21 protein-coding genes are annotated in these 23,680 nt (G+C 67.5%); 11 read left to right on the forward strand and 10 right to left on the reverse strand.

What is annotated here, in order from left to right:
* Positions 1–38: 38 nt before the first annotated feature.
* Positions 39–707, reverse strand: a complete 669-nt coding sequence (locus tag O3I_RS17710; protein ID WP_014984321.1) for a FadR/GntR family transcriptional regulator — start codon at positions 705–707, stop codon at positions 39–41.
* Between the two features lie 41 nt (positions 708–748).
* Here O3I_RS17710 and O3I_RS17715 point away from each other — a divergent pair, with 41 nt between their 5' ends.
* Together O3I_RS17715 and O3I_RS17720 are read left to right on the forward strand one after the other, a co-directional pair.
* A complete protein-coding gene (locus O3I_RS17715; RefSeq protein ID WP_237748321.1) occupies positions 749–1,630 on the forward strand; it encodes an amidohydrolase family protein in 882 nt (293 codons plus the stop codon).
* Complete coding sequence (locus tag O3I_RS17720) at positions 1,627–2,478, forward strand: fumarylacetoacetate hydrolase family protein (RefSeq protein WP_014984323.1); 852 nt, start codon at positions 1,627–1,629, stop codon at positions 2,476–2,478. The genes O3I_RS17715 and O3I_RS17720 overlap by 4 nt, the downstream gene beginning before the upstream one ends.
* 3 nt (positions 2,479–2,481) lie before the next feature.
* Here O3I_RS17720 and O3I_RS17725 read toward each other — a convergent pair whose 3' ends face one another.
* Positions 2,482–3,531, reverse strand: a complete 1,050-nt coding sequence (locus tag O3I_RS17725) for an aminotransferase class V-fold PLP-dependent enzyme (protein ID WP_014984324.1) — start codon at positions 3,529–3,531, stop codon at positions 2,482–2,484.
* 403 nt (positions 3,532–3,934) lie between these two features.
* On the opposite strand from O3I_RS17725, the gene O3I_RS17730 reads away from it, so the two are divergent.
* Both O3I_RS17730 and O3I_RS17735 read left to right on the forward strand, forming a co-directional pair.
* A complete protein-coding gene (locus O3I_RS17730; RefSeq protein ID WP_202804945.1) occupies positions 3,935–4,450 on the forward strand; it encodes an HNH endonuclease family protein in 516 nt (171 codons plus the stop codon).
* Positions 4,447–4,701, forward strand: coding sequence for a hypothetical protein (locus O3I_RS17735; protein ID WP_014984326.1), 255 nt, complete (start codon positions 4,447–4,449; stop codon positions 4,699–4,701). Before O3I_RS17730 ends, O3I_RS17735 begins: the two co-directional genes overlap by 4 nt.
* Before the next feature lie 58 nt (positions 4,702–4,759).
* Here the strand turns inward: O3I_RS17735 and O3I_RS17740 are convergent, their stop codons facing one another.
* A complete protein-coding gene (locus tag O3I_RS17740) occupies positions 4,760–7,597 on the reverse strand; it encodes a tetratricopeptide repeat protein (protein WP_014984327.1) in 2,838 nt (945 codons plus the stop codon).
* 72 nt (positions 7,598–7,669) lie between these two features.
* Between O3I_RS17740 and O3I_RS42710 the strand changes: the two genes are divergently transcribed.
* The 3 genes from O3I_RS42710 to O3I_RS46335 all read left to right on the forward strand — a co-directional run bounded on the left by O3I_RS42710 (position 7,670) and on the right by O3I_RS46335 (position 11,929).
* Positions 7,670–10,756: a tetratricopeptide repeat protein gene (locus O3I_RS42710; RefSeq protein ID WP_167829150.1), complete on the forward strand. Its 3,087-nt coding sequence runs from the start codon at positions 7,670–7,672 to the stop codon at positions 10,754–10,756.
* Positions 10,757–10,921: 165 nt separating this feature from the next.
* On the forward strand, positions 10,922–11,680 hold the full coding sequence (locus tag O3I_RS17750; protein WP_014984329.1) for a DUF2071 domain-containing protein: 759 nt from the start codon (positions 10,922–10,924) through the stop codon (positions 11,678–11,680).
* A gap of 72 nt (positions 11,681–11,752) precedes the next feature.
* Positions 11,753–11,929 carry a DUF6011 domain-containing protein gene (locus O3I_RS46335; protein WP_014984330.1) on the forward strand — a complete coding sequence of 59 codons (177 nt, stop codon included), beginning with the start codon at positions 11,753–11,755 and terminating at the stop codon, positions 11,927–11,929.
* A 54-nt stretch (positions 11,930–11,983) separates the two neighbouring features.
* Here the strand turns inward: O3I_RS46335 and O3I_RS17755 are convergent, their stop codons facing one another.
* The 3 genes from O3I_RS17755 to O3I_RS17765 all read right to left on the reverse strand — a co-directional run bounded on the left by O3I_RS17755 (position 11,984) and on the right by O3I_RS17765 (position 16,314).
* Positions 11,984–12,622 (reverse strand): MBL fold metallo-hydrolase, encoded by a 639-nt coding sequence (locus O3I_RS17755; RefSeq protein ID WP_014984331.1) that lies wholly within the window; start codon positions 12,620–12,622, stop codon positions 11,984–11,986.
* Positions 12,623–12,698: 76 nt separating this feature from the next.
* The gene (locus tag O3I_RS17760) at positions 12,699–15,812 is read right to left on the reverse strand and encodes an ATP-binding protein (RefSeq protein ID WP_014984332.1); all 3,114 of its coding nucleotides are present in this window, start codon (positions 15,810–15,812) and stop codon (positions 12,699–12,701) included.
* 19 nt (positions 15,813–15,831) lie between these two features.
* The gene (locus O3I_RS17765) at positions 15,832–16,314 is read right to left on the reverse strand and encodes a nuclear transport factor 2 family protein (protein ID WP_014984333.1); all 483 of its coding nucleotides are present in this window, start codon (positions 16,312–16,314) and stop codon (positions 15,832–15,834) included.
* A 150-nt stretch (positions 16,315–16,464) separates the two neighbouring features.
* On the opposite strand from O3I_RS17765, the gene O3I_RS45555 reads away from it, so the two are divergent.
* Positions 16,465–16,722, forward strand: a complete 258-nt coding sequence (locus O3I_RS45555; protein WP_167829151.1) for a three-helix bundle dimerization domain-containing protein — start codon at positions 16,465–16,467, stop codon at positions 16,720–16,722.
* A gap of 59 nt (positions 16,723–16,781) precedes the next feature.
* Here O3I_RS45555 and O3I_RS17775 read toward each other — a convergent pair whose 3' ends face one another.
* Entirely contained in the window at positions 16,782–17,231 is a 450-nt protein-coding gene (locus O3I_RS17775; protein ID WP_041563958.1) for an ArsR/SmtB family transcription factor, read from the reverse strand.
* Positions 17,232–17,236: 5 nt separating this feature from the next.
* Positions 17,237–18,235: a serine hydrolase gene (locus O3I_RS17780; protein ID WP_041563959.1), complete on the reverse strand. Its 999-nt coding sequence runs from the start codon at positions 18,233–18,235 to the stop codon at positions 17,237–17,239.
* A 355-nt stretch (positions 18,236–18,590) separates the two neighbouring features.
* Between O3I_RS17780 and O3I_RS17785 the strand changes: the two genes are divergently transcribed.
* Positions 18,591–19,427 (forward strand): IclR family transcriptional regulator, encoded by an 837-nt coding sequence (locus tag O3I_RS17785; RefSeq protein ID WP_014984337.1) that lies wholly within the window; start codon positions 18,591–18,593, stop codon positions 19,425–19,427.
* 39 nt (positions 19,428–19,466) lie between these two features.
* Here O3I_RS17785 and hemC read toward each other — a convergent pair whose 3' ends face one another.
* The gene (gene hemC, locus O3I_RS17790) at positions 19,467–20,396 is read right to left on the reverse strand and encodes a hydroxymethylbilane synthase (RefSeq protein ID WP_041562682.1); all 930 of its coding nucleotides are present in this window, start codon (positions 20,394–20,396) and stop codon (positions 19,467–19,469) included.
* Positions 20,397–20,531: 135 nt separating this feature from the next.
* Between hemC and O3I_RS17795 the strand changes: the two genes are divergently transcribed.
* Positions 20,532–21,671, forward strand: a complete 1,140-nt coding sequence (locus tag O3I_RS17795; protein WP_014984339.1) for an acyl-CoA dehydrogenase family protein — start codon at positions 20,532–20,534, stop codon at positions 21,669–21,671.
* 231 nt (positions 21,672–21,902) lie between these two features.
* A complete protein-coding gene (locus O3I_RS17800; RefSeq protein ID WP_014984340.1) occupies positions 21,903–22,829 on the forward strand; it encodes an expansin EXLX1 family cellulose-binding protein in 927 nt (308 codons plus the stop codon).
* A 7-nt stretch (positions 22,830–22,836) separates the two neighbouring features.
* Here O3I_RS17800 and O3I_RS17805 read toward each other — a convergent pair whose 3' ends face one another.
* Positions 22,837–23,571 (reverse strand): hypothetical protein, encoded by a 735-nt coding sequence (locus O3I_RS17805; protein WP_014984341.1) that lies wholly within the window; start codon positions 23,569–23,571, stop codon positions 22,837–22,839.
* Positions 23,572–23,680 lie beyond the last annotated feature (109 nt).

Raw genomic sequence — 23,680 nt, forward strand, 5'->3', positions numbered from 1 at the left:
ACCCGCTCTGCCATGCGCAGCGGGTGCGAGCTATCGCGTCAGGGCGCGGCGCGGCGCAACCACTCCATCACGCCCGCCACGTGGGCGAGGGCGCGGGCGTGCGCGAGTTCGGGGTCGTGGGCCGCGATCGCGTCGCAGATACCGCGGTGCTCGGCGACCGTGCGCTCGAACGCGCCCTCCTCGGTGATGCCACGCCAGATCCGGGCCCGCATGGTCGGCATGGACAGCGATTCCAGCAGCGAGGCCAGCACCTTGTTACCGGAGGCGGCGGCGATCGCGGCGTGGAACTCGAGATCGAGCGCGACCAGATCCGTGACCGAGGAGTGCTCGGGCACCACCAGGGTGCGCAGGTGCTCGATCTGGTCCTCCGACATCGACTGTGCCGCAAGGGCGGTGGCGGCGGGCTCGAGAATGCGCCGCACGCCGAGAATGTCGAGCACCGAGTCGTCCTGGTGGAATTCGAGCAGGAAGCTCATCGCGTCCAGCAGCGACTTGGGTTCCAGGCCGGCCACATACGTGCCGTCGCCCTGGCGCACGTCCAGGATGCGCACCAGGGAGAGCGCGCGGACGGCTTCGCGCAGCGAGTTGCGCGAGACCCCGAGTTCGGCGGCGAGGTCGGCTTCGCGCGGCAGCCGGGAGCCGGGCTCGAGATCGCCCGAGATGATCATCGCCTTGATCTTCGCTATCGCATCGTCGGTGACCGACACCCTGTTTCCTTCGACCTCGAGGATGTGAACGTATGCCTCCGATGACTGTAGACGCCCATATGCATGTGTGGCGGGTAGACGGGGGAGAATTCGACGTCGAGTACGACTGGCTGACCGAAACATCCGATGTTTTGTACCGTAACTACGACCTACCGGATGTGCAGCCGGAGTTCGCCGAGCACGGGATCGGTGCGCTGGTGCTGGTTCAGGCGTCCGATTCGCCGGCCGAGAACCGCGCGCTGCTGGCGGCCGCCGCCGCGACGCCGTACCCGGCCGCCGTGGTCGGCTGGCTGCCGTTGCATCAGCCCGAGGTGGTGGCCGCCGAACTACCCCGGCTCCGCGCGCATCCGGAGTTCGTCGGCGTCCGGCACATGATCCACCGCGATCCGGATCCGAAATTACTGCTGCGGCCCGAGGTTTCGGACAGCCTGACATTGCTGGCCGAGGCGGGCTTGGTCTTCGACGCGGTCGCCGAGCGGCCGGATCTGCTGGCCCAGGTCCCGATGATCGCGCGCGAGCACCCGGATCTGACGATCGTGCTCGACCATCTCGGTAAGCCGCCGATCGCCACGGGCGCTCGGCAGCCGTGGGCCGACCTGCTCGCCGACGCGGCGGCCGCCCCCAACGTGATCGCCAAGATCTCCGGCCTCGCGACGGTGTCCGGCAGCGAAATCAGCGCCGCGCGTTGGCAACCCTATGTCGATCACGCCCTCGCGGTCTTCGGCCCGGAACGGTTGATGGTGGGCGGGGACTGGCCGTTCACGCTGACCGCAGCGTCGTATCGGACCGTATGGCAAACGACTCTGGCGACCTTGGCCGCGCTGGACCAGCCCGATCGGAGGCAGATTCTGACCGAAGTAGCCTGGCGCACTTACCGATTGCCGCTCGCCCCGGCCTCGATGACCGAAGGAGCTGCCGAATGAAGTTGCAGCGCATCGGCGAACGCGGTGCGGAGCGACCGGTGGTGGTGGACGGCGCGCAGGCCTACGACCTGACCCCGCTCACCCGGGACATCGACGGCGAGTTCCTGGCCGCGGACGGCATCGCCGCCACCGCCGCCGCGCTCGCGGCCGGTGAACTGCCGCGCGTCCAGATCGAGGGCGAGCGCATCGGCCCGCCGATCGCACGGCCGCAGGCGGTGTGGTGTATCGGCATGAACTACGCCGCCCATGCCGCGGAATCGGGTGCGGCGCCGCCGCGGACCCCGGTGGTGTTCTTCAAGACGCCGAACACGGTGATCGGGCCGTACGACGATGTGCTGATCCCGAGGGGCTCCGAAAAGACCGACTGGGAAGTAGAACTCGCGGTGGTGATCGGGAAGCGTTCCCGCTATCTCGACTCGGTCGAGGCGGCGCTGGATTACGTCGCGGGTTACACGGTGTCCAACGACGTCTCCGAACGCGCGTTCCAACTGGAGGAGTCGGGCGGCCAGTGGTCGAAAGGCAAGTGCTGCGAGACCTTCAACCCGCTCGGGCCCGCCCTCGTCCCGCGCGATCGGCTCGATCCGGCGAACCTGCGCCTGCGCTCCTTCGTCAACGGCGTGGCGCGCCAGGATTCCAGCACCGCGGACCTGATCTTCGATGTCGGATATCTGGTCTGGCATCTTTCGCAGTACGCGGTGCTGGAACCGGGCGACGTCATCAATACCGGCACGCCGGCCGGGGTGGCGTTGTCCGGCCGGTACCCGTACCTGCGTGCCGGTGACCTGGTGGAGGTCGAGATCGAGGGCATCGGCAGAGCCGCTCAGCGCTGCCGTGCCGCCGAGTGGTGAAACCTATTTCGTCGCAAGGACTTCCAGTGCACGGTCCACGTCGTCGACGCTGTTGTAGAGATGGAACGAGAAGCGCAGGCCGCCGTTGCGCGCGGAGGTGATGACATCGGCGGCTTCCAGTCGCGCCTGCACCTCGCCCGCACCGGGCACCGTGACGATCGGGGACTGTTTGGCGACGTAGTCGAGGCCCAGCTCGGTGAGCCCGGCTCGGAAACGGTCCGCCAGCGCGAGGTTGTGCGCGCCGATCCGCTCGACGGTCAGTTCCTCGATGAGCCCGATGCCCGCGGTCGCCGCGATGATGGCGAGCAGGTCCGGGGTCGAGTCGAAGCGGCGGGTGGTCTTCGGCAAGGCGACCGGGTTGTACAGCTCCGCCCACCGATCCTCTGCGGCGTACCAGCTCGGCCCGACCGGACGCACCGACTCGGTCGCCTCCGGCCCGGCGGCGAAGAAGGCCACCGAACGTGAGCCGATCAGCCATTTGAACGTCGCGCACACCCAATAGTCGGCGTCGGCGAAGGACAGCGGCAGCCAGCTCGCCGCCTGCGTGGCGTCCACCAGCAGGCGGGCGCCGTAGGCGTTGGTCGCCGCGCGCAGCGTGGACAGGTCCGTGGTGCGCCCGTCCGCGGACTGCACCACGCTCACCGCGACCAGCGCGGTCTCCGGGCGCACCTCCTCGGCCAGGCGCTCCAGCGGCACCGTCCGCACCGCGAGATCGCCGCGATACCGGAAAGGCATGGTGACAGAGGAGAATTCGCCCTCGGCGACCAGAACCTCGGCCCCGGCCGGCAACGCGACCGCGACCGGGCCGATCAACGGGCCCGCGCCGCTGCCGAGCGCGATATCGTCGGCGGTCGCGCCCGACAGCAGCCGGGCGTAGGCGGCTCGCAGTCCGGGCACCAAGTGGTCCTGCGTCATCGGCCCGCCCCGGCCGGTCGCCCATCGCGCACTCGCGTCCCGTACCGCGGCCAGCGCGCGCTCCGACGGCAACCCGTACGACGCGGTGTTCAGGTAGGTGACTTCAGGAGAGAACTCTTCGGGCGCAAGCGAGGACATATCCGTAGCCTGCGCCGTTGCGTCGACCCCGTCCAGCGCCAGCACCCCGAAACTGGACCGATCGCGGGCCCACCGGTACCTCCGGACAGGTTGGCGAAATCCGTTTTCCCGTATTCGACCGTTCTGTGTCGTGTTGTCCTGTTGGGGAATTCGGCCGTTCGCCGAATCGGTGTACCGTCGAAACCTGTGTGAAAGATCGGTGAATTCGTCGCACGGCGCGGCCTGTCATCGGTCAGGACAGACAATTTCCGGTGATCGTTGGCACATGCGAACCACGAAACGATCGAATCGGTACCTAGTCAGCATTTCCCTTGTCGCCGTGGGAATTACCTCGACCGCTTTGGCCGCGGGTGCGGCGTCGGCGACGCCGCCGAATATCCCGACCAAGGCCGCGGCGCAGTCGATGCTCGACGGGATCGCCGTCGCGCCGGAGGGGGCGATGACCGGATACTCGCGGGAGAAATTTCCGCACTGGATCACCGTCTCCGGCCAATGTACAACCAGGGAAACGGTTTTGATGCGCGACGGCACCGGCGTGAAGGTCGGCGCGGACTGCTATCCGACCGCAGGCTCCTGGCATTCGGCCTACGACGGTGTGACCGTGACCGATCCCGGCGCGGTGGATATCGACCACGTCGTGCCACTGGCCGAAGCGTGGCGTTCGGGCGCTTCCGGGTGGACCACGCAGCGCCGCCAGGATTTCGCCAACGACCTGAATCACCCACAGCTCATTGCCGTATCGGCGTCGTCGAACAGATCCAAAGGCGATCAGGATCCGTCCCAGTGGTTACCGCCCACCACGGGTTATCGCTGCACCTATGCGAAGATATGGATCGCCTCGAAGTCGGCCTGGCAGCTTTCCGCGCAACAGGCGGAAAAGAACGCTCTGCAACAACTCCTGAACGGATGTGCTTCATGAGCAACGAAATGACGACGACCCTGACCGCGGCCCCCGGCGGCATCATGACCGACGAGGTGGGCGTCATCACCGGCGAGGTCGAGATCCGCTCCACCGTCACCGATGCCGGCCAGGCCCGCGCGCAGACCCGCTACGCGGGCGCCGACGAGTGGTACACCATCACCGAAGCCGCCGAACACCTCGGCTCGCCCACCGAACTCCCGATCTACCACACCAAACTGGTCGCCAAGTACCTCGGACCCGAACAGTAGGCAGACTGCGCTCATCTGCCGGAGGCAGGGAGTGCACCGGCGCGGTCGTCACCCAGGATCAATAGGTGGACTCCTCGCCCGACAGGCGAACAATCCATCGGTGGATGGCCCTCGCGGTGGGCAGGTCGAAATCCTCGACCTCGTCGGGGGTTCGTTCAACGGCTTCGGCCAGTCCATCGCGGGCATCGGTAGCCAGGTTCCGCGCGACATCGATTTGATCTTCGTACTGGTCGGCAAGCGCCAGCGCGTGGGCGAGGAGAACTCGGACGCGCAGCGCCCGCGGGTCTTCGGCTCGATATTCAGAAGAGACTTGTGCGTCCAGTTCGATCGCAGAAACGACCAGCTCCGAAAGCCATTCGGCATCCTCGTCAGCCAACTTCGTCGTATCTGGCGGCAGATCGGCGGGCACATCCACGAGCAGTTCGGGCTCGTCCGGATCGGTATGCACTCGATTCAGATCTGTGCGGATGAGCTGACGTAGTGTGTGCCGGGTGTCGGGGTGCTCGGGTCCATGCTCCCGCAATCGGTCGGCATAGATCGCCCAGTACGAATCCAGCCGAGCAGTCGCGAGGTTCTCGGTGGCGTCGATGGTGTCCGGATGGCCGGGGCCGAGCACTATCCTGCGCCGATCCGCGAGGTAGGCGTAGGTGTCCGCGGCATACTGATGCTGCCCGAGTCGCAGCATGGTGTTGGCCAGATTCTCAACGGCTTCCAAGGTCTCGGGAGCGTCGGGACCTGCCGACCGCTGCCACAGCGCCCAGGCCGCAAGACCCAGTCGCAAAGCGTGCCGCCGCGATCCATGTCTGCTGAGGACAATCACGAGGTTGTTCAGTGTGATAAGGCGCTTGCGGGTGGTTCCCTCTTCGGATTCCCTGCGCAGTCGGTAGACGTGCTCCAAGAGCTTTTTGGCAGCGAGGTAGTCACCCTGCGCCGACAGGGTGTTGGCAAGATTGTCCTGTGCCTGCAGCGTATCGCCGTGGCGGATCCCCTTCGATGCGGTCAGGCGCTCGACGGCTTGTTCTTGCAGCTCGCGGGCTCGGGGCAGTTTATCGTGTCCGAAGTAGGCGGCGCCGAGGTTTACCAGGATAGCGACGCGGGTGTCTTCGTCTGCGTCAGGCGACTTTTCGCACAGCTCATGGAGGTATTCGAAGGCCACGAGAGCACCTGTGGGGTCACCGAGTTCGTAGTGTGCTCGGCCCGCTTCGCTGAGCATGTGCCACTCGGTTCGACCGGACTGCCATTCGGGTGTCGTCGCCAGAGCGCGCGCGTGTGGTAGATAGCGGGACAGTGCTCGGGTGAGATCGACATGGTCACGTCCCGACTCGAGCGCGTCACCGATCACATCGGCTGCGGTGTCGTGGAACTGTTTTCGGTACAGCGCCGGAAAGCGGAAGCGCGCGGCGCGTGCCGTCAACACGTGCAGTAGATAGCTGCCATCACCGAGGTAGTCGGCGAGTCCGCGTTCCTCGAGATTTCGCAGGCCCTGCGGTCCGGTGGAACTCGCGCGCACCGCAAGGACGGCGTCCACGAGTTCGGCCGGTATCGGTGCCGCGGCGAGGACGCTGGCGAGCGCGAGAACTTCTCGACCGGCATCGTCGAGGGCGGACGTGCTGCGAATCATTATCGCGCTGAACGACTTCGAATAGCCGAGCGGCAGCTCGTCCGCCATGTGGTCGGTGTTCTCCAAGAGGTCGGAGTCAGTGCGGTTCAGCTCGTCGCGCAGCGTGGCATAGGTGGTGAACGTCGGCAGAGTGGTGAGCCCCGCAACGAGTTTCAATCCGAGCGCGTGACCGTTCAGGTCTTCGACGATCTGCCGCACGGCGTCTCGCTCGGCAGAGCGACCCTCCGGCAGCGCGTGCCGGTGCGTCAGTACCGCGACGGCTTCGCCGGGATCCAGTGCTGCGAGCTGTATTTCCGACGAGACGAGATTCGACAGCTGACCACGAGTGGTGAGCAGGGTCTTGCCGTTGCCGGTCGGTGCCTGAAGTGTCCTGAGGATTGATTCATCGATGCCGGTGGCCGGCACGTCGTCCACAATCCAGAGGTACGGGGCTCGGTCGCGGAGGTAGTTGCCGATCGTGGCGATCAACGTGTGCAGATCGAGGCGGGCTGCGTTGATCTGCAGCCGTTCGGCGATGGCACGCAGTTCCTGATGAAATGTGCTCGACACCAGCGACGGATCCGCGCGTGTCGTCCGGTCGTTGCCGGATAACCGAATGGTGAACACCCCGCCCGGATGGTCCCGAGCGAACAGCCGGGCGAACTGCTCGCACACAGCCGTCTTACCTTCTCCGGCAGTGCCCCGAACCGAGACGACCGGGTGCCCTTGGTTTCCGGGCTTTGCCTTGACCTCGAGCGCATCGTGAATCTGCCACAGCTCCAGCTCCCGTCCGTAGAACTGCTTGTTGCCGGGCAGCGGCAGCGGGAGCCATTCGGGATCCCTTCCCGCGGGCGCATCACCGAGCCGCCGCGAGTCGAGTCGGGCCAGTTCGGTCACCCGCTCTGCGATCAGGTCGGCCTGTGCGTCCGTGTCGAGAGTTTCTCGCTTGGTGAGCCGCGCGCGCTTGAGTTGGCTGGGACGCAACTCTCCTGGAGATACCCGCCAGGTAATCGGCAGGACTCGCTCAGTTCGACCTTCCTCCAGGTAGTAGGCAGCGCGAAGCGCGGTGTGCAATTCCACCCGGCAGCTCGGGCTTTGATGGAAGGTGGGTCCGATCAGCGGCACCAGCATGCGCGATCCGTTCAGTGCGGCCTCGAGCGCCGGTGCCAGGCTGCGGTTCGGTCTGATGTCCTTGTCGTCCTGGAAGACCGATACGTTGCGCGCCCGCAGTGCTGCGTGCAGCTCATCTGCCCAGGACTTGTAATCCCAGTTGTAGCAGAGGAAGACGTCGTACACGTGGCCACGGTAGCGCCCGGTGGCCGCGCGGTGGGAGTAACGTCCACAACCATGGGCGGGAGGCTCGCATTGGTGATCGGTTCAGAATGCGACGCCGCGCCGCGACTCGGATTCACCGCCGATCTCGCGGTTCGCCTGTGCTCCGCGCTGCACCGATTCGGCGGCTGGGAGCCGACTTCGAGTTCGGGTCGGCCGCTACTCGATCCGACGATCGCTGAGCTGAAATCAGCTATCCGCGAGGCCTTCGCCGCAGCGGCCGACCAGCAGGCGACCCTATTGATCAGCTTTATCGGCCACGGGGTCGCGGTCGCGGATCGCTACTTTTATCTGCTCGCCAAGGACTCACCTCGTGACCTGCCGGATTCCGAAACCGCCTACAACCTCGGACCGGCTCTACTGGAGCGGCTCGCCGCCGTCCACCTCGACGGACTCGTCGTCCTCGTCGACGCCTGCGAGGCAGGCATCGGTGCGCGCGCCGCGCACAGCTGGATCGATCTGCTGAATCCGGTTGCCGGGCGCATGGAGTTTCTGGTGGCCGCGGACACCGGGTCGGCCTATGACGGCTGTTTTACCAGGACCATGCTCGATGTTTTCGATCGTGGCCTGCCGCAGCACGGCGCGAATCTGCTTCCGGCGGACCTGCGTTCATCGATCGCCGCGCGGTGTCGTCGCCAGATTCCCCGGCAACTGAGTTCCGCCGTGGGCGGCGATGCCGGGCTGTGGCTGGTGCCGAATGTGGCTCGCCGCAATGACGCGGTGCGCGGCAGCCCGGCTGCGGGTCTGGTCGACCAGCTGACCAATGGGCTCGCCACCACACCGGCATTGCGGGCCGGGGTTGCCGATGTTTTCAATGCCGACAAGCAGCGCCTGCGCGTGGTCACCGGGTCCGCAGGTTGCGGTAAGTCGACGTTGCTGGCCGTGCTGATCCGCCCTGGCTTGCTCGACGGTGCGCCGTTCACCTCTGAATACGTCACCGCCGCAGTCTTTCTCGATATCAGCAGCACCATCGAGAATGTGGTTGCCGAACTCACCTCGCAACTGCGGCGCCGGGTGGCGGGTTTCGCCGATATCGGGGCAGACCCGGACGAATTCGGCTCCGCGGAGCTGGATTTGGTCGAGCGCGCGGTCTTGGGACCGCTGAGCAGAGTCGAACCGCTGTTCGGGCGGATAACCATCGTCGTCGACGGACTGGACCAGCCCGAGCCGGGCACTCGCGAACTACTCGTCGACGCGATCGCACGGGCTACCACGCGTCGTGACCTCGCGCATGTGGGCGTGATCGTCGGGGTCCGGCAGGGTGCCGGACCGGGCGAGTCACCAAGGCTGGGGCACCAGCATCGGACGACGTTGCTGTCGCCCACTGCGTCCGAGATCGTCGAGGTTCTCCGAGAGTCAACGCCTGCCGCAGCCTCGGTCCCCTACACACCGGTCTGGATCGAGCGTACCGAGATGCTGCTGCGGCAAACCACGGCCGGAGGTTGGTTACTCGCGCGATTGCTGATCGAACTCACCGACATCGATCGGATCGCAACGCAGGGCGCGATCAGTATCGATAATCTTGTGACACAACGTATTCGCGAGGCCGTCCGTGCGGCCGGAGCGAATTCCGTGCGCGCGATCGTCGCGATCGCGGGCTTGATCGCGGCAGCCGGAACCGGGCCCGTACTGCCGCTGGAAATCTTGGCCGCCGCACTCCGCGTTCTCGGCATCACGCTGCGCACACCGCGAATCCGCGATCTCGTGGTCGAGTTGGGGGTCCTCGTCAGCCGCGGGAATCCCGGCACCGACGAGGAAACATTCGGTCTCGTCCACGAAGATTTCGTCGCGCCGATGCAGACCGAGCAGGAAAATCAAGGCTTATCGGTGGCGACCGCGCACCACGCGCTCGCACGGGCCATCGACCATCACACGACGGATATCACCATGAAGTACGCCCGCAGTTCGGCGGTTCGCCACTACCTCGCCAACAAGGAATCGGCGGCGGCCATATCTTTCCTGGAGCGGCACGAGACACCGCGCGCCGCGGACAACCGCGACCTGTGGGCAACATGGTTGGCGTCGTTCACCGCGCAAATCGGATGGGATCATCCGGATACCCTCATCGCTCGCCATCGTCTTGCGTACTGGCGCGGCGAAAGCGGTGACCCACATACCGCGGTGACGGAGTTAGAGGCATTATTGGCCGCACGCATTCAGCGGGGAGGTCCGCTACACCCGGAAACCCTGAATACTCGGTTCGATCTCGCCCGATGGCATGGCCACCGCGGTGACATCCGCGGCGCCATCGCGGAATTCGAACGACTGCTGGCCGATCAATTGCGTGTTCTCGGAGCCGACCATCCGGCGACGCTGAGCACCCGGCACAACATCGCCCGTTGGCGCGGTAAGAACGGCGAATCCGCTACGGCGGCACGCCTATTCGATCAGATCCGGATCGACCGGGTGCGGGTGCTCGGACCCGATCATCCCGACGTGCTTGCGACCAGGCAGAATATCGCGCGGTGGCAGGCGGACAGCGGCGACGTACGGACGGCGATCGCGGTGCTCGAGGCGCTGCTGCAAGACCGCATACGGGTACTTGGACCAGATCATTCGCAAACTCTGGCCACCCGCTATCACCTTGCTCGATGCCGTGGTCTCGGTGGTGACGTCACCGGGGCGGTCGACGACGCGGAGCGGCTACTGCTCGAGCAGTTGCGGGTGCTCGGCTCGGACCACCTCGACACGTTGGCGACACGGCACCACATCGCCCGATGGCGTGGCGAGGGCGGCGACCGGGAGCGCGCGATCGCGGAGTTGACCGCGTTGCTGGCGGACATGATTCGCGTACTGGGCCGAAACCACCCGCATACGTTGATAACTCGGCAACTGGTCGTCCGGTGGACGGTCCGCAGCAACGATCCGACCGCCGCGCGGGTTCAGTTCGACGAACTTCTCATGGACCATCTGAGGGTCCTCGGGCCGGACCATCCGGAGACCTTGGCCGTCCGCCGTCATTTCGCGCATTGGCTCGGTATGCAAGGAGATCCGGTGCTAGCGATGACCGATCTCCAGCAGTTGCTCGATCATCAGCGACGAGTGTTGGGCCACGATCATCCAGAGACCAGAGCCACCAGGAATGAACTGACCTTCTGGCATCGCCGGCTACCCCGGGAGTGACCAGCGGCACGCTGATCAACGTGTGCCGCAACGTCAACGGCCGAAGGGTGGCAGAATCGGCAATCCACCTGCACGGACCATGATTGTTCGAGCATTTACTAGAAGAGTCTTGACTCGTTGAGTGGATGTTGGGACGCTGGTGGGGTGTGGACGAGAGATGCTGTTGTGCCGACGGTGCGGGGCGGGTTCCCCGAGCTGGCCGGTGTCATCGAGCGGCGGTTGCTGGTGAACTACCGGGTCGACCCGGCTGTCGTGGCGAAGGTGCTGCCCGCGCCGTTGCGCCCGCAGTTGGTCGGGGACTGGGCGGTGGCCGGGATCTGTTTGATCCGGCTCGGGCGGTTGCGGCCGCGTGGCCTGCCGCGCTGGGTCGGGTTGCGCAGCGAGAACGCGGCGCATCGCGTCGCGGTCGAATGGGACGGTCCGCGCGGGCGCGAGACTGGGGTCTACATTCCACGCCGCGACACCGGCTCGGCGCTCAACGTGCTGGTCGGCGGTCGGCTCTTCCCGGGCGATCACGAGCACGCGCGGTTCCGGGTGCGCGAGACCGCCGACGATTTACAGGTGGCCTTCGCGAGCCGAGACTCGGCCACAAAGGTGCACGTGGATGTCCGGCGGACGACACGGTGGCCGGGCAGCGAGCTGTTCACTGATCTGGCGCAGGCCTCGGAGTTCTTCCGCCGCGGCTCGGCCGGGTATTCCGCGACCCGCGGCGGAGCCGAGCTGGCCGGACTCGAATTGCGCACGGACGCCTGGCATGTCGAACCGGTCGAGGTCGCCGCGGTGCGCTCCACGTTCTTCGACGACGCGAACGTCTTCCCACCCGGCAGCGCGCACCTCGACTGCGCGCTGCTCATGCGCGACGTGCCGGTCACCTGGCACCCGCTCGCGCCACTGCCCCTCGCGGCGCGCGGCCCGAACCGGTAGCACGTCCCAGTTTGTCGGACCCCCGTGTCACGCTGGGGAAGTACCAGCGTTCGACGGCCGGAGGGGAACGATATGGCCGATACCGACGACCGTGCCACGGTCCGACTCGTCACACACTGCCGCCGCTGCCACGGCTGGCTCGTCTCGGCCGATTCGGTAGCCCAGGGCATCGGGCCGACCTGTGCCGTTCGCGAACGTGCCGAACAACGTGCGAACCGAGAACTGACCCTGTTCGACATCGCAGCCTGACCGGGGCGAGAGGTATCGGCGCAGACGGCCCCGGCCAGGGAGCTGCGGCAGCCGTTACGCCTCGGCGCCGGCGAGCAGGGCCTTCTTGGCTTCCGCGACGCACTCTGCCCAGGGGCGGTCGAGTTCGATGACGCCCTTGTCGCTCATGAACGCGCTGGAGACGACGACGTCCGGGGTGAGGGTGGCGAGCAGGTCGAGGGTGGTGAGCAGGGTTTCGCGGTCGCTGTGGCCCTCGATGTAACCGGCCCACCAGGTGCCGTTCTCGCCGAGGATCAGGGTGTCACCGGTGAAGAGATGGCGTTTGCCGTCGATGGTCGCGAGGTAGCAGGCGCTGCCCGCGGTGTGGCCGGGCGTCGGGATCACCTCGAGTCCGGCGATCGCGGTGTGCCGGGTGTCGAACGGGTCGTCGACGGTGGTGGCGGTGACCTCGCCCGCGTCCGCGCGGTGGATGTGCAATTGCGCGCCGAAGCGTTCGCGGACGAGCGCGAGGGACGAGGCGACCTCGTCGCGGTGGCTCAGGTAGTGCTGGGCGACGCCGCCGAGTTCGGCGATCTTGTCGAATTCCTCGGTGAGCGTGGTGTTGTAGAACAGCACGTTCCCGTCGGGGGTGGTCCAGAGGTAGGCGTGCGTGTTCAACCCGGGGAAGGGGCTCAAGGTCTCGGTCTCCCACAGGTTCGCGGTGATCTGGTGCATCGTCTGTTCCTTCCGTGCGTGGTCTGTCACCTGGAAGGCGCGAGATCCGATCTCGCGACGCTAGGGCGTCGCGCATTCACAGTCGCCAGCTGATGTCGCGCTGCGGCTGGTACCGGCAGACGAGTCCGAGCGAGACGGTCGCGCGCAGGTGCTCGGCGAGTTCCGGATGGATCCGGTCGATCCGGCGCAGGGTGTCGCGCACCCGGGCGGATACGGTTTTGCGCGCCCGCTCGGCGTCGTCACCGAGGTGGCGGGTGCGTCCGGCCAGGCCCGCGGTGCGGCGCAATTCGTCCAGCAGCGCCGCGCGCTCCCGGTCCAGTTCGGCGGCGCGGTCGTCGCGACCGAGGGTGACCGCGCGGTCGATCTCGGCATCGAGGGTGGTCAGCCGCCGGTGGTAAGCGGCCTTTGCCTCGTCGTCGAGCACCGGGTCGGCCCCGAAGGACTTGGCGGCCTGCACCACCGCGCTGGGATCGGTGGTGCCGAACAGTTCCAGGCTGGGGATGTCGCTGTCCCGATGGCCGAGCAGCACGTGCAGGTCGCGCAGGCCCTTGGCGTCAGGCAGGTGCACGGTCCGCTCGGCGAAGCGTAGCGTCCAGACGTCGCCGTCGTGCCGGAACTCGTTGTCCGAGGGCATGATCGGTGTACGCGGCGCGGGTTGTGTGCGGTGTGCGAGCAGGTGCAGCTGCTGTCGCGCCGCGTCGACCCACGGCCGCGCCCGCAGCCGGTGCGCCGAATCCGCTGCCGCGGTGAGGTATTCGACGGCGGCCGGGTGGTCCCCGGAGGCGGCGGCGAGCCGGCCCAGCCAGTAGGAGTACGGTCCGTAGACCGCGCCGCCGCCCGCGACCACCGCCCACCAGGCGGCCAGCGGAATCAGCCTGGCGCGCACCGTCTCCCGGAGTTCGGGATCGTCCAGCACGAGGGCGGCATACGCCTGGGCGACCAGGATGGACGGATGGAAGTGCCGCGGGTGCAATGCGTACATGGCCTGGATATCGCCGACCAGGCCGCGCACCCGGTCGAGGTCGCGGCGGCGGGCGGCGGTGATCAGTTCGGGGACCGCGGTATAGGCGACGGCGGTGTCGCGATAGCGTTCGACGAACGCCTCGGCCTGCGCCAGATCGCCCGCGAGCAGCGCCAGCGCCCAGCGTTGTTCGAGCCAGAGCGGGGTCAGATCGACCTCGCCGAGCCGTTCGCCGAGCGCGTACGCCTCGTCGATGGCGTTGCGTGCGTCCGCGAATCGCCCGGTGAGGGTGGCGAGTGCGCCGGTGCGCGACAGCGCGATGAAACGGAACCGGAGCAGCCGCGCCCGGTCCGCGTGTGCGCCGAAGGCGGCCAGCTCGATATGCGCCGCGGGGTCGCCCAGTTCGAGCAACGCGGTGAAACGCAGTAATACGCCTTGCAATTCGAGTTCGTCGCCGTGGTCACGGTGGCCGATGGCGGCGAGTTCCCCGGCCAGCGACAAGCGCTCCGCCGCGGTGCCGGGCCGCCAGATCGCGTCGTGCCGCGCGAGCAGGGCCGCGGCCAGCGCGGTGTCGTCGCCGGATGCGCGTGCCGCTCGGACGGTTTCGGCGCTGACGTGCTCGGCCGCGCCGTGCCGGGCCCGTCCCGTGTGCACTCGCACCCGGGTCGCCGCGGCGCGCACCCGGACCGCCAGCGGGTCGGTGGGCGGGCGTTCGGCGAGCAGCATGCGATACGCCTGGTCCATCAGGTCGATCTCGCGCTCGGCCTGGTGTTCCGGATCCGGCATGCCGAGTTCGTGCAGCCCGAGGGCGGCCTCGGCGAACAGCTCGGCGGCGGCGCGGGTTCTGGCCGTGGTCAGCAGGGCCTCGTAAGTGCGCCGCGCCGCGGCGAGTTCGCCGGAACCGCTCTGCGCCGCGGCCAGACCCAATCCGACGGTGCCGCGCAGCTCGGCCTGGTTCGCGGGGAGCAGGGCGAGGGCACGCTGATAGTGGACGGCGACTTCGCCCGCGGCGAGCCGGCCGCAGGCGTCCGCGGCGGCGTCCAGCAGATACCGCAGCGTGCGCTGCGGGTCGATCGCGTCTGCCGCCAGGTACGCGTGATGTGCGAGCTCGCTCGGGGTCGCCCCGGATACCTCCCTGGGCAACCGTTCGAGCGCGCCGAGCACGGCCGCGTGCCGCTTCCTGGCCTCGGTGTCGCCGATCCGCCCGATCAGATTCTCCCGCACCAGGTCGTGCACGAACGCGTAACGGTCCGTGCGCGGCGTCGTCAGCAATCGGGCGCGCACCGCGAGCGCGGCGAGGTCGAGCACCTCGCCGAGATCGCGACCCGAACCGGCGGCCACCACCTGGGCGGCGAACTCCCGGCCGATGAGCGCGGCGGTGGTCAGGACGTCCAGTGCGGCGGCAGGCAGCGGGGTCAGTCGCGCGTCGAGCGTTTCGCGCACGCCCGGGGTTAGCGTGTCCAGCGCGCTGCCCGTCTGCCACAGGCGTGCCGCCTGCTCGACCAGGAACGGATTGCCCCCCGAGAGTGTGTGCACCGTACGGGCGATCTCGTCCGGCGCGCGCATGCCGGTCGTCTCGTGCACGAACTCGGCGACGTGCTCGACCGGTAGCCCGGTCAGCTCGATCAGGCGCGCGGCAGTCGTCAACTCGCCGAACACTTCTCGCAACGGATGGCCCGGCACGTCGATGTCGTTGTCCCGCGCGGCCGCGACGATGGTGAGTCGCTCGAACCACGAGTGCCGCGCGACGAACGCCAGCACCGTCAGCGATTCCGGGTCCGCTCGATGCAGGTCGTCGATCACCACGATCACCGGGCGCAGCGCACAGGCGGTGACCAGGGCCTCGGTCACCGCGTCGGCGATCCGGAACAGCGCGCCCTGCGGCGCTTTCGGCAGTTCCACGTCACCGATCAAGAAGGACAACGCATTACCCGCGGCGGCGTCCACCGCGGCCCACTGCTCGGGTGTCGCGGCGCGGCGCAAACCGCGCACCACCTGCACCCACGGCCAGAAGCCGGGGGTGCCGTCGCCGCTCCAGGCCGTCGCGGTCAGCACGAGCGCGTCGCGCGCGGCCGGCCCGCCGACGACCTCGCTGAGCAACGCCGTCTTGCCGATGCCCGCCTCGCCGGTCACCAGCACCAGCCCGCCATGGCTGGAGGTGGTGCGCCGTAACTCCTCCCGCAGCAGTGCCGCGTGATGGTCCCGGCCGATCAGCCGCGTTGCCGGCACGCCTGCCTCCTCTCCGGTGTCATTGCGGAGCCGGTGCCGCCCACATGTTCGTCAGGAGCTGGAAGCTCGGGGTGTCTACGAGCGACTGCATGGATTCGTAGATGCGCTGATAGCCGGTCGAGGCGATCCGCCACTGACCGTCGTCGTCGCGCCGATAGGTATCGGTGTAGTAGCCCGCGCCGCGAATTTTCAGGCCGTATTTGGTCTCCAGCACGGTGTCCTCGAAAGCCCAAGAGCCGACGGCGGTTTCCCCGTCGACGGTGATCTCCGGGTGGTTCGCGATATGGACCGTGACGACGGTGGGGCCGAGGTTTTCGCGCATGAACTCGGTGACCGCGGCGCGGCCGTCCAAGACGAGCGGTTCCCCCAGCGCGTGCGTGCCGTAGCGCCCGGCTACATCGACGGTGAGGGTGTCGGCGAACTCGTCCCATTGTTTGAGATCGAGGGTCCGGAAATACCGATACTTGAGCTGCCGGACGGCTTCTATGGCGTCGAGATCCATGGCATCAGCGTGGCACGGGCGTGCGTCGCAGACAACAACCGGCGACGGGTGTCCCGCGCGGCTCGCTGGGTACCCGAAGTAATGAGGCGTGCCGATACCAGCGCACGCGCTCAACGCGCCGAATGCCGCACCACCACACAGGAGTCCGCCGTGAACAGTCCGGTCACCTCGGTTCATGCCACCGATCTCGCCCTCGACCAGGCCGTCGCCCTGCGCGCCGCCGCCGTCCGCTTGGAGGACGAATTCGACGGCGTCGTCGCCGACGACGCCATCGAACAATTCCTGCATTCCGCCTACGAGCACGTCGCCGACCACGCCACGATCGACAATTTCCTGCCGCTGCTCGCTGAGCGCTACACGCGAGAGTGGCTGTACGCCTTGGTCGATCAGCACAGCGACCGCGCCTAGGCCCGGTCGCGGAGTCTCGACCGGCGCCGCCGCGGTTCAGCGGTGGCGCCGGCCGGACTTTAGTGCAACACCTCGGCGATATCGGCGGCCGCGGTCATCAGGACCAGTATCGGGACCACCTTCGGGGCAGGGATGCGATAGGTGCCTCGGCGGTTCTGCTCGATGAGCTTCGCCGACGACAACGCGCGCACATGGTGGTATAGCTGGCCGGTGGAGGTGAGGCCGAGGGCCTCGGCCAGTTCGGCGCCGGTGCGCGGACCGTCGAGCAGTTCCTGGATCAGCGCGTGCCGCACCGGATGTCCCAGCGCGGCAAGCACTTCCACGCGCGCTGCGGCAGGCAGCCGGAGCACCGCGGCCGCGCTGTAGCGGATGGTCCAGTCGATCTCGCCGTCGAAATCGACCGCGCCGCGGTAGTCGATGAAACCGCGCGCCGGGTCGTCGTCGCGACGCCCTTCCAGCGCTTCGATCCGCGCCTCCAGTTCGGCGAGCTTGCCCTCGACATCCGTCATGCCGATCACGGTAACCGGTGCAGCATCTCCGGCTCGGTCATGGCGCGGAACAGCAGTTCTTGATGACGGAAGCTCTTCAGCGCGGCCGACCAGGTGGACTCGGGCATGCGGCGGTTGAGCAGCACCGCGGTCGCGACCGTACCGTCGGCGCGGCGTAGCGACATCGCCTCGGTCAGGATGCTCGCCAGCGCACCACCCTTGAAGCCGAGCCCGACGAACCCGGTCGGCGGGGGTTGCCATTCCAGGTGTGCGCGGGCGATTTCGGCGCCGGGCCCGAAACTTCCGGTGGCGAACGCGCGATACAGCGACGTGAGCTGGCGTGCCGAACCGGTCCAGGTGGTTTCCGCCCACGCCACTTGATCGGTGTAGGACGGCGGTGATTTCGACAGTATCGCCGCGCGATACGCCGGATCGGCCGCATAGCGTCGAGCCGCGGCCCATTCGTCGGCGATGTCCGGTTCGGCCAGCCGAAGCATGCTGCCCAGTGGCGAGAACAGCATGTAGTCGTGCCAACCTCCGGCCGCGGCGGCCTCGATCAGCGCCTTGTCGCCGAGACGGTCCCGCAGGTAGTCGGGGGCGGCGTTGTCGCTCTCCTGGATCATCGCGCTCACCAGCTGATCGAGGGTGACCGTGTCGCCGGGAAGCCGTTTGCGCGCCTGTTCGTGCGCTCCGCCATCTGCTTTCGGCAGATACCACCGCTCCCATTCGGCGACCGGGATCTGCTCCTGCGGATCGACCGTGCCCGCCGCGACTGCCCGCGCGTATGCCGCGAGCGGTACCACCTTCGCCGCGGACGCGAGCGGCTGCTGCTCATCGGCGCGCCGTTCGGCGGTATGTCCCAGCCCGTCGTCGACGACGAACGCGACGTTGTCCGGGTCCTGCTCGAGCCACGACAACCACCCCTCGACCGTGGTCACGTCTGCCGCCGCGCTGGTCGCGGTACTCGAACATCCGGCAACCAGCGGTAAAACCGCGGCCAGCACGACGGCAAGTCTGCGTCGCATCATCCCACCCTCCGTAAATCCGTAATTCCGTAATAACGAACTACTGTGATGGTAGCTGTCCGGCCACGTCGGCGCCATCGAGTCCCGTTCGACGAGAACATCGGACTGGTCTGGTATTCCAGCGAGCGGTGGGGTGACACCGTGTAGTGGTGCCACCCCATTGGCGAAAGCTATTGACTGGGTTGGCGTATGACCAGGGGAGAAAAGATCCGTAGTCGTCTCCGTAGTTTCCGGGATTCCACCGAACGGCCCGCTCGAGGCACTGTGATGGGCGACACAAAGTGGTGTGCCGGAAACGCACATGCCTAATAGATGTACTTCTAAGCTCTAGGCGAGCACGTGGTGGAGGTGAGCTATGACGGTCGAGGCGGTGACCCATCCCGAGTCCGGAGCATTGTGGACGGGATCGGGGCCGGCGCCCGCCGCCCGGCCACCGGTGTCCATGATCGAGCGAATGACGCTGATACTGGACGCTTTCGACGGCTCCACGCCGACCCTGACCCTGCTCGGCCTGTCCGAACGCACCGGTCTGCCGCGCTCCACCGTGCATCGCATCCTCGACCAGATGATCCGGCTGCGCTGGCTCGCGCACGCGCCGGGCGGCTACCGGCTCGGCCTGCGCACGCTCGAACTCGGCGGACTTGCCGCCGACCACAACGAGATTCGAGACGTGGTCAGCCCGTTGCTGCACGATCTCTGTCAACGCACCGGCATGGTCGGGCATCTCGGTGTACTGGACGGACGCGAAGTGCTCTACCTGGACAAGGCGGGCGGCCGTTTCGCGGCGAACGTCCCGACCCGGCTCGGCGGCCGGATGCCCGCGCACAGCACCGCGCTCGGCAAGGCGCTGCTGGCCTCGCTGGAACCGAGCATCGTCGAGACCTCGTTCCGTGATCGACTACCTCAGCTGACCGCCCGAACCATCTGCGACAGAACCGATCTGCATCGCGAGCTCGGCAAGATCAGGCAGCGGCAGGGCGTGGCGGTCGACAACGAGGAGTCGGTCGCCGGCATCGCCTGTGTCGCCGTCCCGATCCGCGGTCGCGGCGCCGCCGTAGCCGCCCTTTCCCTCTCCGCCTACCTCGACGGCGAACGGAAGTCCCTCGACACCACCCGCCTCGCCCGTGTCCTCATCGAAGTAGCCCACGAAGCGGGTCGCTCCCTCTTCCCCCGCCACGCCCGCTGGCGCTGAGCACCCCGATACCCCGCACCGGGATGGTGCGGGTGACGATCAGTGCGGGATGGCGTCGATGATGGCTCGGGCGCCTTGGCGGAGCAGGTCGGCGCCGACGAAGAAGCCGAGGGCTTGCGGGTCTTCGGGGACGCCCCAGTGTTTGGAATCGAGCCACTGCGCGCCGTCTGCGCTGAAGACCTTGCCGTGCAAGGTGAGTCGGCCGGTGCGGTCGGTGGTGGCGTAGCCGGCGATGGGGGAGTTGCAGTGCCCCTGCAGGGCGTGCAGCATCGCGCGTTCGGCATCGGCCTGGCGGTGGGTGTCGGCGTGATCGAGCTGGGCGCCGAGATCGCGCAGTTGGCTGTCGCCGCTGCGGCATTCGAGCGCGATGATGCCCGCGCCGATGGGCGGGCACATGGTCTCGAGGTCGAGCGTCTCGGTGATCCGGTGCTGCTGGCCGACCCGATGCAGACCGGAGACGGCGGCGATCAGCACGTCGACGTGTCCCTCTTCGAGGCGCGCCAGCCGGGTATTGACGTTGCCGCGCAACGGCTGCACCGTCAGGTGCGGATAGTGCAGCAGCAGCTGCGCGGTCCGGCGCACCGAGCTGGTGCCGACCACGGTCCCGGCGGGCTGCTCGGCGAGCGGGGCGCCGTTGCCGGTGATCACGGCGTCGTGCACGTCGTCGCGCGCCAGGTACCCGGCGAAGGCCAGACCCTCGGGCACCGGGATATCGCCGGGGATGTCCTTGAGGCAGTGCACCGCGAGGTCGGCGTCGTCCACGAGCAGCGCGTGGTCGATCTCCTTGACGAAGGCGCCCTTGCCGCCGAGCTTGGAGAGGTCACCCATCCAGCGGTCACCGGCGGTGGTGACCTTGACCAGCTCGCTCTGCACGCCGAGCCGCTCGAGCAACTCGGCGACGTGCTCGGCCTGGGCCAACGCCATGGGGCTGGATCGGGTGGCGATCCGAATAATGCGCGTACGCGACATGTTCGGCACCTTACTCCCGGCCGAAATCCGTTGATCGCCGAGCCTCGCCCGGCGTGACCTGCCACACGTCGGACCCGGCGGTCCCGGTGTGCTGATTATCCGCCCACACGGCGTTGGCAAGGCGACAATAAGGGCATGTACAGCGACGAACATCAGGAGTTCCGGGCCATGGTCCGGCGCTATCTCGAGCAGAAGATCAACCCGCACGTCGACGAGTGGGAACAGACGGAGATGATGCCGCTGCACGAGATCTTCGCCGATATGGCGAAGCTCGGCATCCTCGGTCTCGAATACGACCCGGCCTACGCGGGGCAGGGCGCCGACCATCTGTTCACCGTGGTGCTCTGCCAGGAACTGGGCCGGGTCACGCACGGATCGTTCCCGATGGCGCTGGGCGTGCACGTCGCGATGGCGACGCCCTCGCTGCACGCGCACGGCAGCGAGGAACTCAAACAGGAGTATCTGGCCCCGGCCATGCGCGGCGAGACCGTCTGCGGTGTCGCGGTGACCGAGCCGGAGGCCGGGTCCGATGTGGCGGGCATCAGAACCCACGCACGTCGCGACGGCGACGACTGGGTGATCAACGGCTCGAAGATGTTCATCACCAACGCGGTTCAGGCGGACTGGTTGTGCACGTTGGTCCGCACCTCCCCGGAGGGCGGCTATCGCGGTATGAGTCAGATCATCATTCCCACCGACGCACCGGGTTTCCGCGTCGACCGCAAGCTGGACAAACTGGGCATGCGCGCGTCCGACACCGGCCTGCTCACCTTCGAGGATGTGCGAGTTCCGGTGCGCAACACCATCGGTGAGATCGGCCGCGGCTTCCAGCAGCAGATGTCGCAGTTCGTGATGGAGCGTATGTTCGCCGCGTACAGTGCACCGATCAGCTGTGCCATGCAATTGGAGCTGACCCGTGACTACGCCAAGCAGCGCAAGGTTTTCGGGCAACCGCTGACCGCCAACCAGTATCTGCAGTACACCTACGCCGAGCTCGCGGCGCGGACGGACCTGCTGCGCGTCTACACCGAGACCACCGGCCGGTCCTATCAGGACGGCCAGGACGTCACCAGAATGGCGACCATCGCGAAACTGGAGGCGGGGCGGCTCTCCCGGCAGGTGGCGGACTGGTGCCTGCAGGTGCACGGCGGCATGGGCTATATGACGGAGACCTGGACCTCGCGCGCCTTCCGCGACAGTAGGCTGCTGAGCATCGGCGGCGGTGCCGACGAGGTCATGTTGCGGGTGCTGTCCCTGATGGACGGCTTCGCGTAGCGCCGTATTGCGCTGGGGTGCGTGGCATTACGCAGGGGCACGCACACCGGATGATTTCCGGCAGGCTGCAGGAGTGTCCAGGAGGATGCTGGGGATTTGCCTCACGCTTGCTGAAGTGTGCGCCTTTCACTGTGTAGATTTTTCGTTCGCCGCGTGCGCGTGCCGTTCGGCTGCTTTCCTATGGACGTCAGGATGGAGAGTCCATGAGCAGGTGAACCGGAGTCGGGAGCGATGCACCGGATACCGATCAACCAGCGACACGTCCGTTCGGGGTGGCTGTGGTCCGCGATCGGCCTGGCGGCCATTGCGGGCGTAGCGGTGTGGGTGACCCGGCCGGAGCCGGTGCACTGTGACGTACCGAACGCGATGGCCCAATCGGCGACACCGTCGAATCCGTTGACCGCCAACAGTATTTGGCCGTCCACCAGCCCGTTACCGGAACCGCAGCCCGTCGTGTCGGGCGAGGCGCGGTTCTATTCGTTCGGTCCGGGGGTCTCGTGCTCGTACCCCGACCTTCCATTGGACGGCTTCTTCGTGGGCATGTCGACATCGGAGTACGGCACCGCCGATCCGTGCGGGGCCTACCTGGACGTCGAGGGCCCGCAGGGCAGCGTGCGGGTGCAGATCGTCGACCGTTGCCCGGGATGTGCTCCGGGACAACTGGATTTGAGCACGGCCGCGTTCGCCGAGATCGCCGACCTGTCCGACGGCGTCGCGAAGGTTCGTTACCACGTGGTGCGCAATCCGGAGCCGGTGGCGGAGCTGACCTACGAGGTGAAACCCGATGCCACCGCCGCCTGGTTCGCCATTCTGTTCGGTGGTACCGGGAATCCGTTGCGCGAGGTCGCGATTCGGCCCGCGACGGGCGGGCCGTGGCAGCCCCTGACCCGCGGCATGGACAACTACTGGTCCATCTCCCGGGCGGGGACGGGTCCGTTCGCCGCGCGTCTCACCGATATCCACGGCAACCAGGCCGAGATCACCGGCATCACGGTGGAACCGGGGGTGCGACCGACCGGTGCGCGGCTCTACTCCGAGACGCCGCCCGTGGTCGCGCCCGAGCCGACCGAGCCGCCGATTGTCTCACCGACCAGCCTGGCTGCCGCGCCGCTGCCGCCATCAGCGTCGAACGCGACCCCGGCGGGCTGTAAGCCGTGACCATCGCTCAGTCGCGAATGCTCTTGCGCAACTGTCGGAATCGGTTGTCGGTGAAGATCGGACCGGTGTACAGGGGAGTGTCGTCGGCGCCGTAGACCCGGATGGTCAGGTGCCGGGTAGCCGCGTACTCCTCACCGCGCCGGTCACTGCGGAACAGCACGTCCAGAATCTCGTCGGACCGTGCTCCGGCCGCCCGCAGCCGGTTCATCGTGCGCAGGTACGGCAGTTCGAGATCGGTTGTGGCGGCGAAGGTATGGGCCACGAGATCCACCGGCACCGCGACGCCTTCGCCGTCGCGGACCTCGACCCGGGTGACGCCCGGCGCCACCGCCCCGCACAATCCGGCCAGCATCACCCAGCGGATGGCGAACGGGCGCTGCGTGAAATCCTCCCGGTGCCCGCCCGCGGTGGTGATGCTGAAGAGAGTGAGTCCGCCCTCCCGGAAGACGAAGTCGGCTTCATCACCCGAGTCGTGGTAGGCGAGCAACCTGCCCTCGGTCGTGCCCGGTGCGATCCGCGCGCCCGGGCGCCAGCCGGAATGCGAAACCTGCAGCACCGGTGCGCCGTTCAGCTCGGCCGCCCGGTAGGCATCGGCGAAGGCTTGCAGCGACGCCAGCCACTGGCGCCGGTGTCGCTCGTCGTCGTCCGGCTCGAACTGGGGGAGGCGCTGTTGCTCTCTCCGGCCGATCGTTTTACTGGGCGCCGGCCCCCGCCGCCGGCCCCGATCGCACTTTCTCCACATCTCCCTGGCCTCGTTCTGTTCGAACTGTCCTTCGCCGACGAGGCTCCTGCACCGGGAATCGCCGCCGAAGGCTGCCCGAGCCTACGGGTGCCGCGCGGGGCGGACAACC

This window comes from Nocardia brasiliensis ATCC 700358 (assembly GCF_000250675.2).
Lineage (GTDB): Bacteria > Actinomycetota > Actinomycetes > Mycobacteriales > Mycobacteriaceae > Nocardia > Nocardia brasiliensis_B.

Excerpts from the sequence above, each read along its gene's own strand:
- O3I_RS17715 (WP_237748321.1), top strand. The coding sequence starts at position 749 with ATGACTGTAGACGCCCATATGCATGTGTGGCGGGTAGACGGGGGAGAA.
- O3I_RS17720 (WP_014984323.1), top strand. The coding sequence starts at position 1,627 with ATGAAGTTGCAGCGCATCGGCGAACGCGGTGCGGAGCGACCGGTGGTG.
- O3I_RS17725 (WP_014984324.1), bottom strand. The coding sequence starts at position 3,531 with ATGTCCTCGCTTGCGCCCGAAGAGTTCTCTCCTGAAGTCACCTACCTG.
- O3I_RS17730 (WP_202804945.1), top strand. The coding sequence starts at position 3,935 with ATGCTCGACGGGATCGCCGTCGCGCCGGAGGGGGCGATGACCGGATAC.
- O3I_RS17735 (WP_014984326.1), top strand. The coding sequence starts at position 4,447 with ATGAGCAACGAAATGACGACGACCCTGACCGCGGCCCCCGGCGGCATC.
- O3I_RS46335 (WP_014984330.1), top strand. The coding sequence starts at position 11,753 with ATGGCCGATACCGACGACCGTGCCACGGTCCGACTCGTCACACACTGC.
- O3I_RS17755 (WP_014984331.1), bottom strand. The coding sequence starts at position 12,622 with ATGCACCAGATCACCGCGAACCTGTGGGAGACCGAGACCTTGAGCCCC.
- O3I_RS17765 (WP_014984333.1), bottom strand. The coding sequence starts at position 16,314 with ATGGATCTCGACGCCATAGAAGCCGTCCGGCAGCTCAAGTATCGGTAT.
- O3I_RS17775 (WP_041563958.1), bottom strand. The coding sequence starts at position 17,231 with ATGACGGATGTCGAGGGCAAGCTCGCCGAACTGGAGGCGCGGATCGAA.
- O3I_RS17780 (WP_041563959.1), bottom strand. The coding sequence starts at position 18,235 with ATGCGACGCAGACTTGCCGTCGTGCTGGCCGCGGTTTTACCGCTGGTT.
- O3I_RS17785 (WP_014984337.1), top strand. The coding sequence starts at position 18,591 with ATGACGGTCGAGGCGGTGACCCATCCCGAGTCCGGAGCATTGTGGACG.
- hemC (WP_041562682.1), bottom strand. The coding sequence starts at position 20,396 with ATGTCGCGTACGCGCATTATTCGGATCGCCACCCGATCCAGCCCCATG.
- O3I_RS17795 (WP_014984339.1), top strand. The coding sequence starts at position 20,532 with ATGTACAGCGACGAACATCAGGAGTTCCGGGCCATGGTCCGGCGCTAT.
- O3I_RS17800 (WP_014984340.1), top strand. The coding sequence starts at position 21,903 with ATGCACCGGATACCGATCAACCAGCGACACGTCCGTTCGGGGTGGCTG.
- O3I_RS17805 (WP_014984341.1), bottom strand. The coding sequence starts at position 23,571 with ATGTGGAGAAAGTGCGATCGGGGCCGGCGGCGGGGGCCGGCGCCCAGT.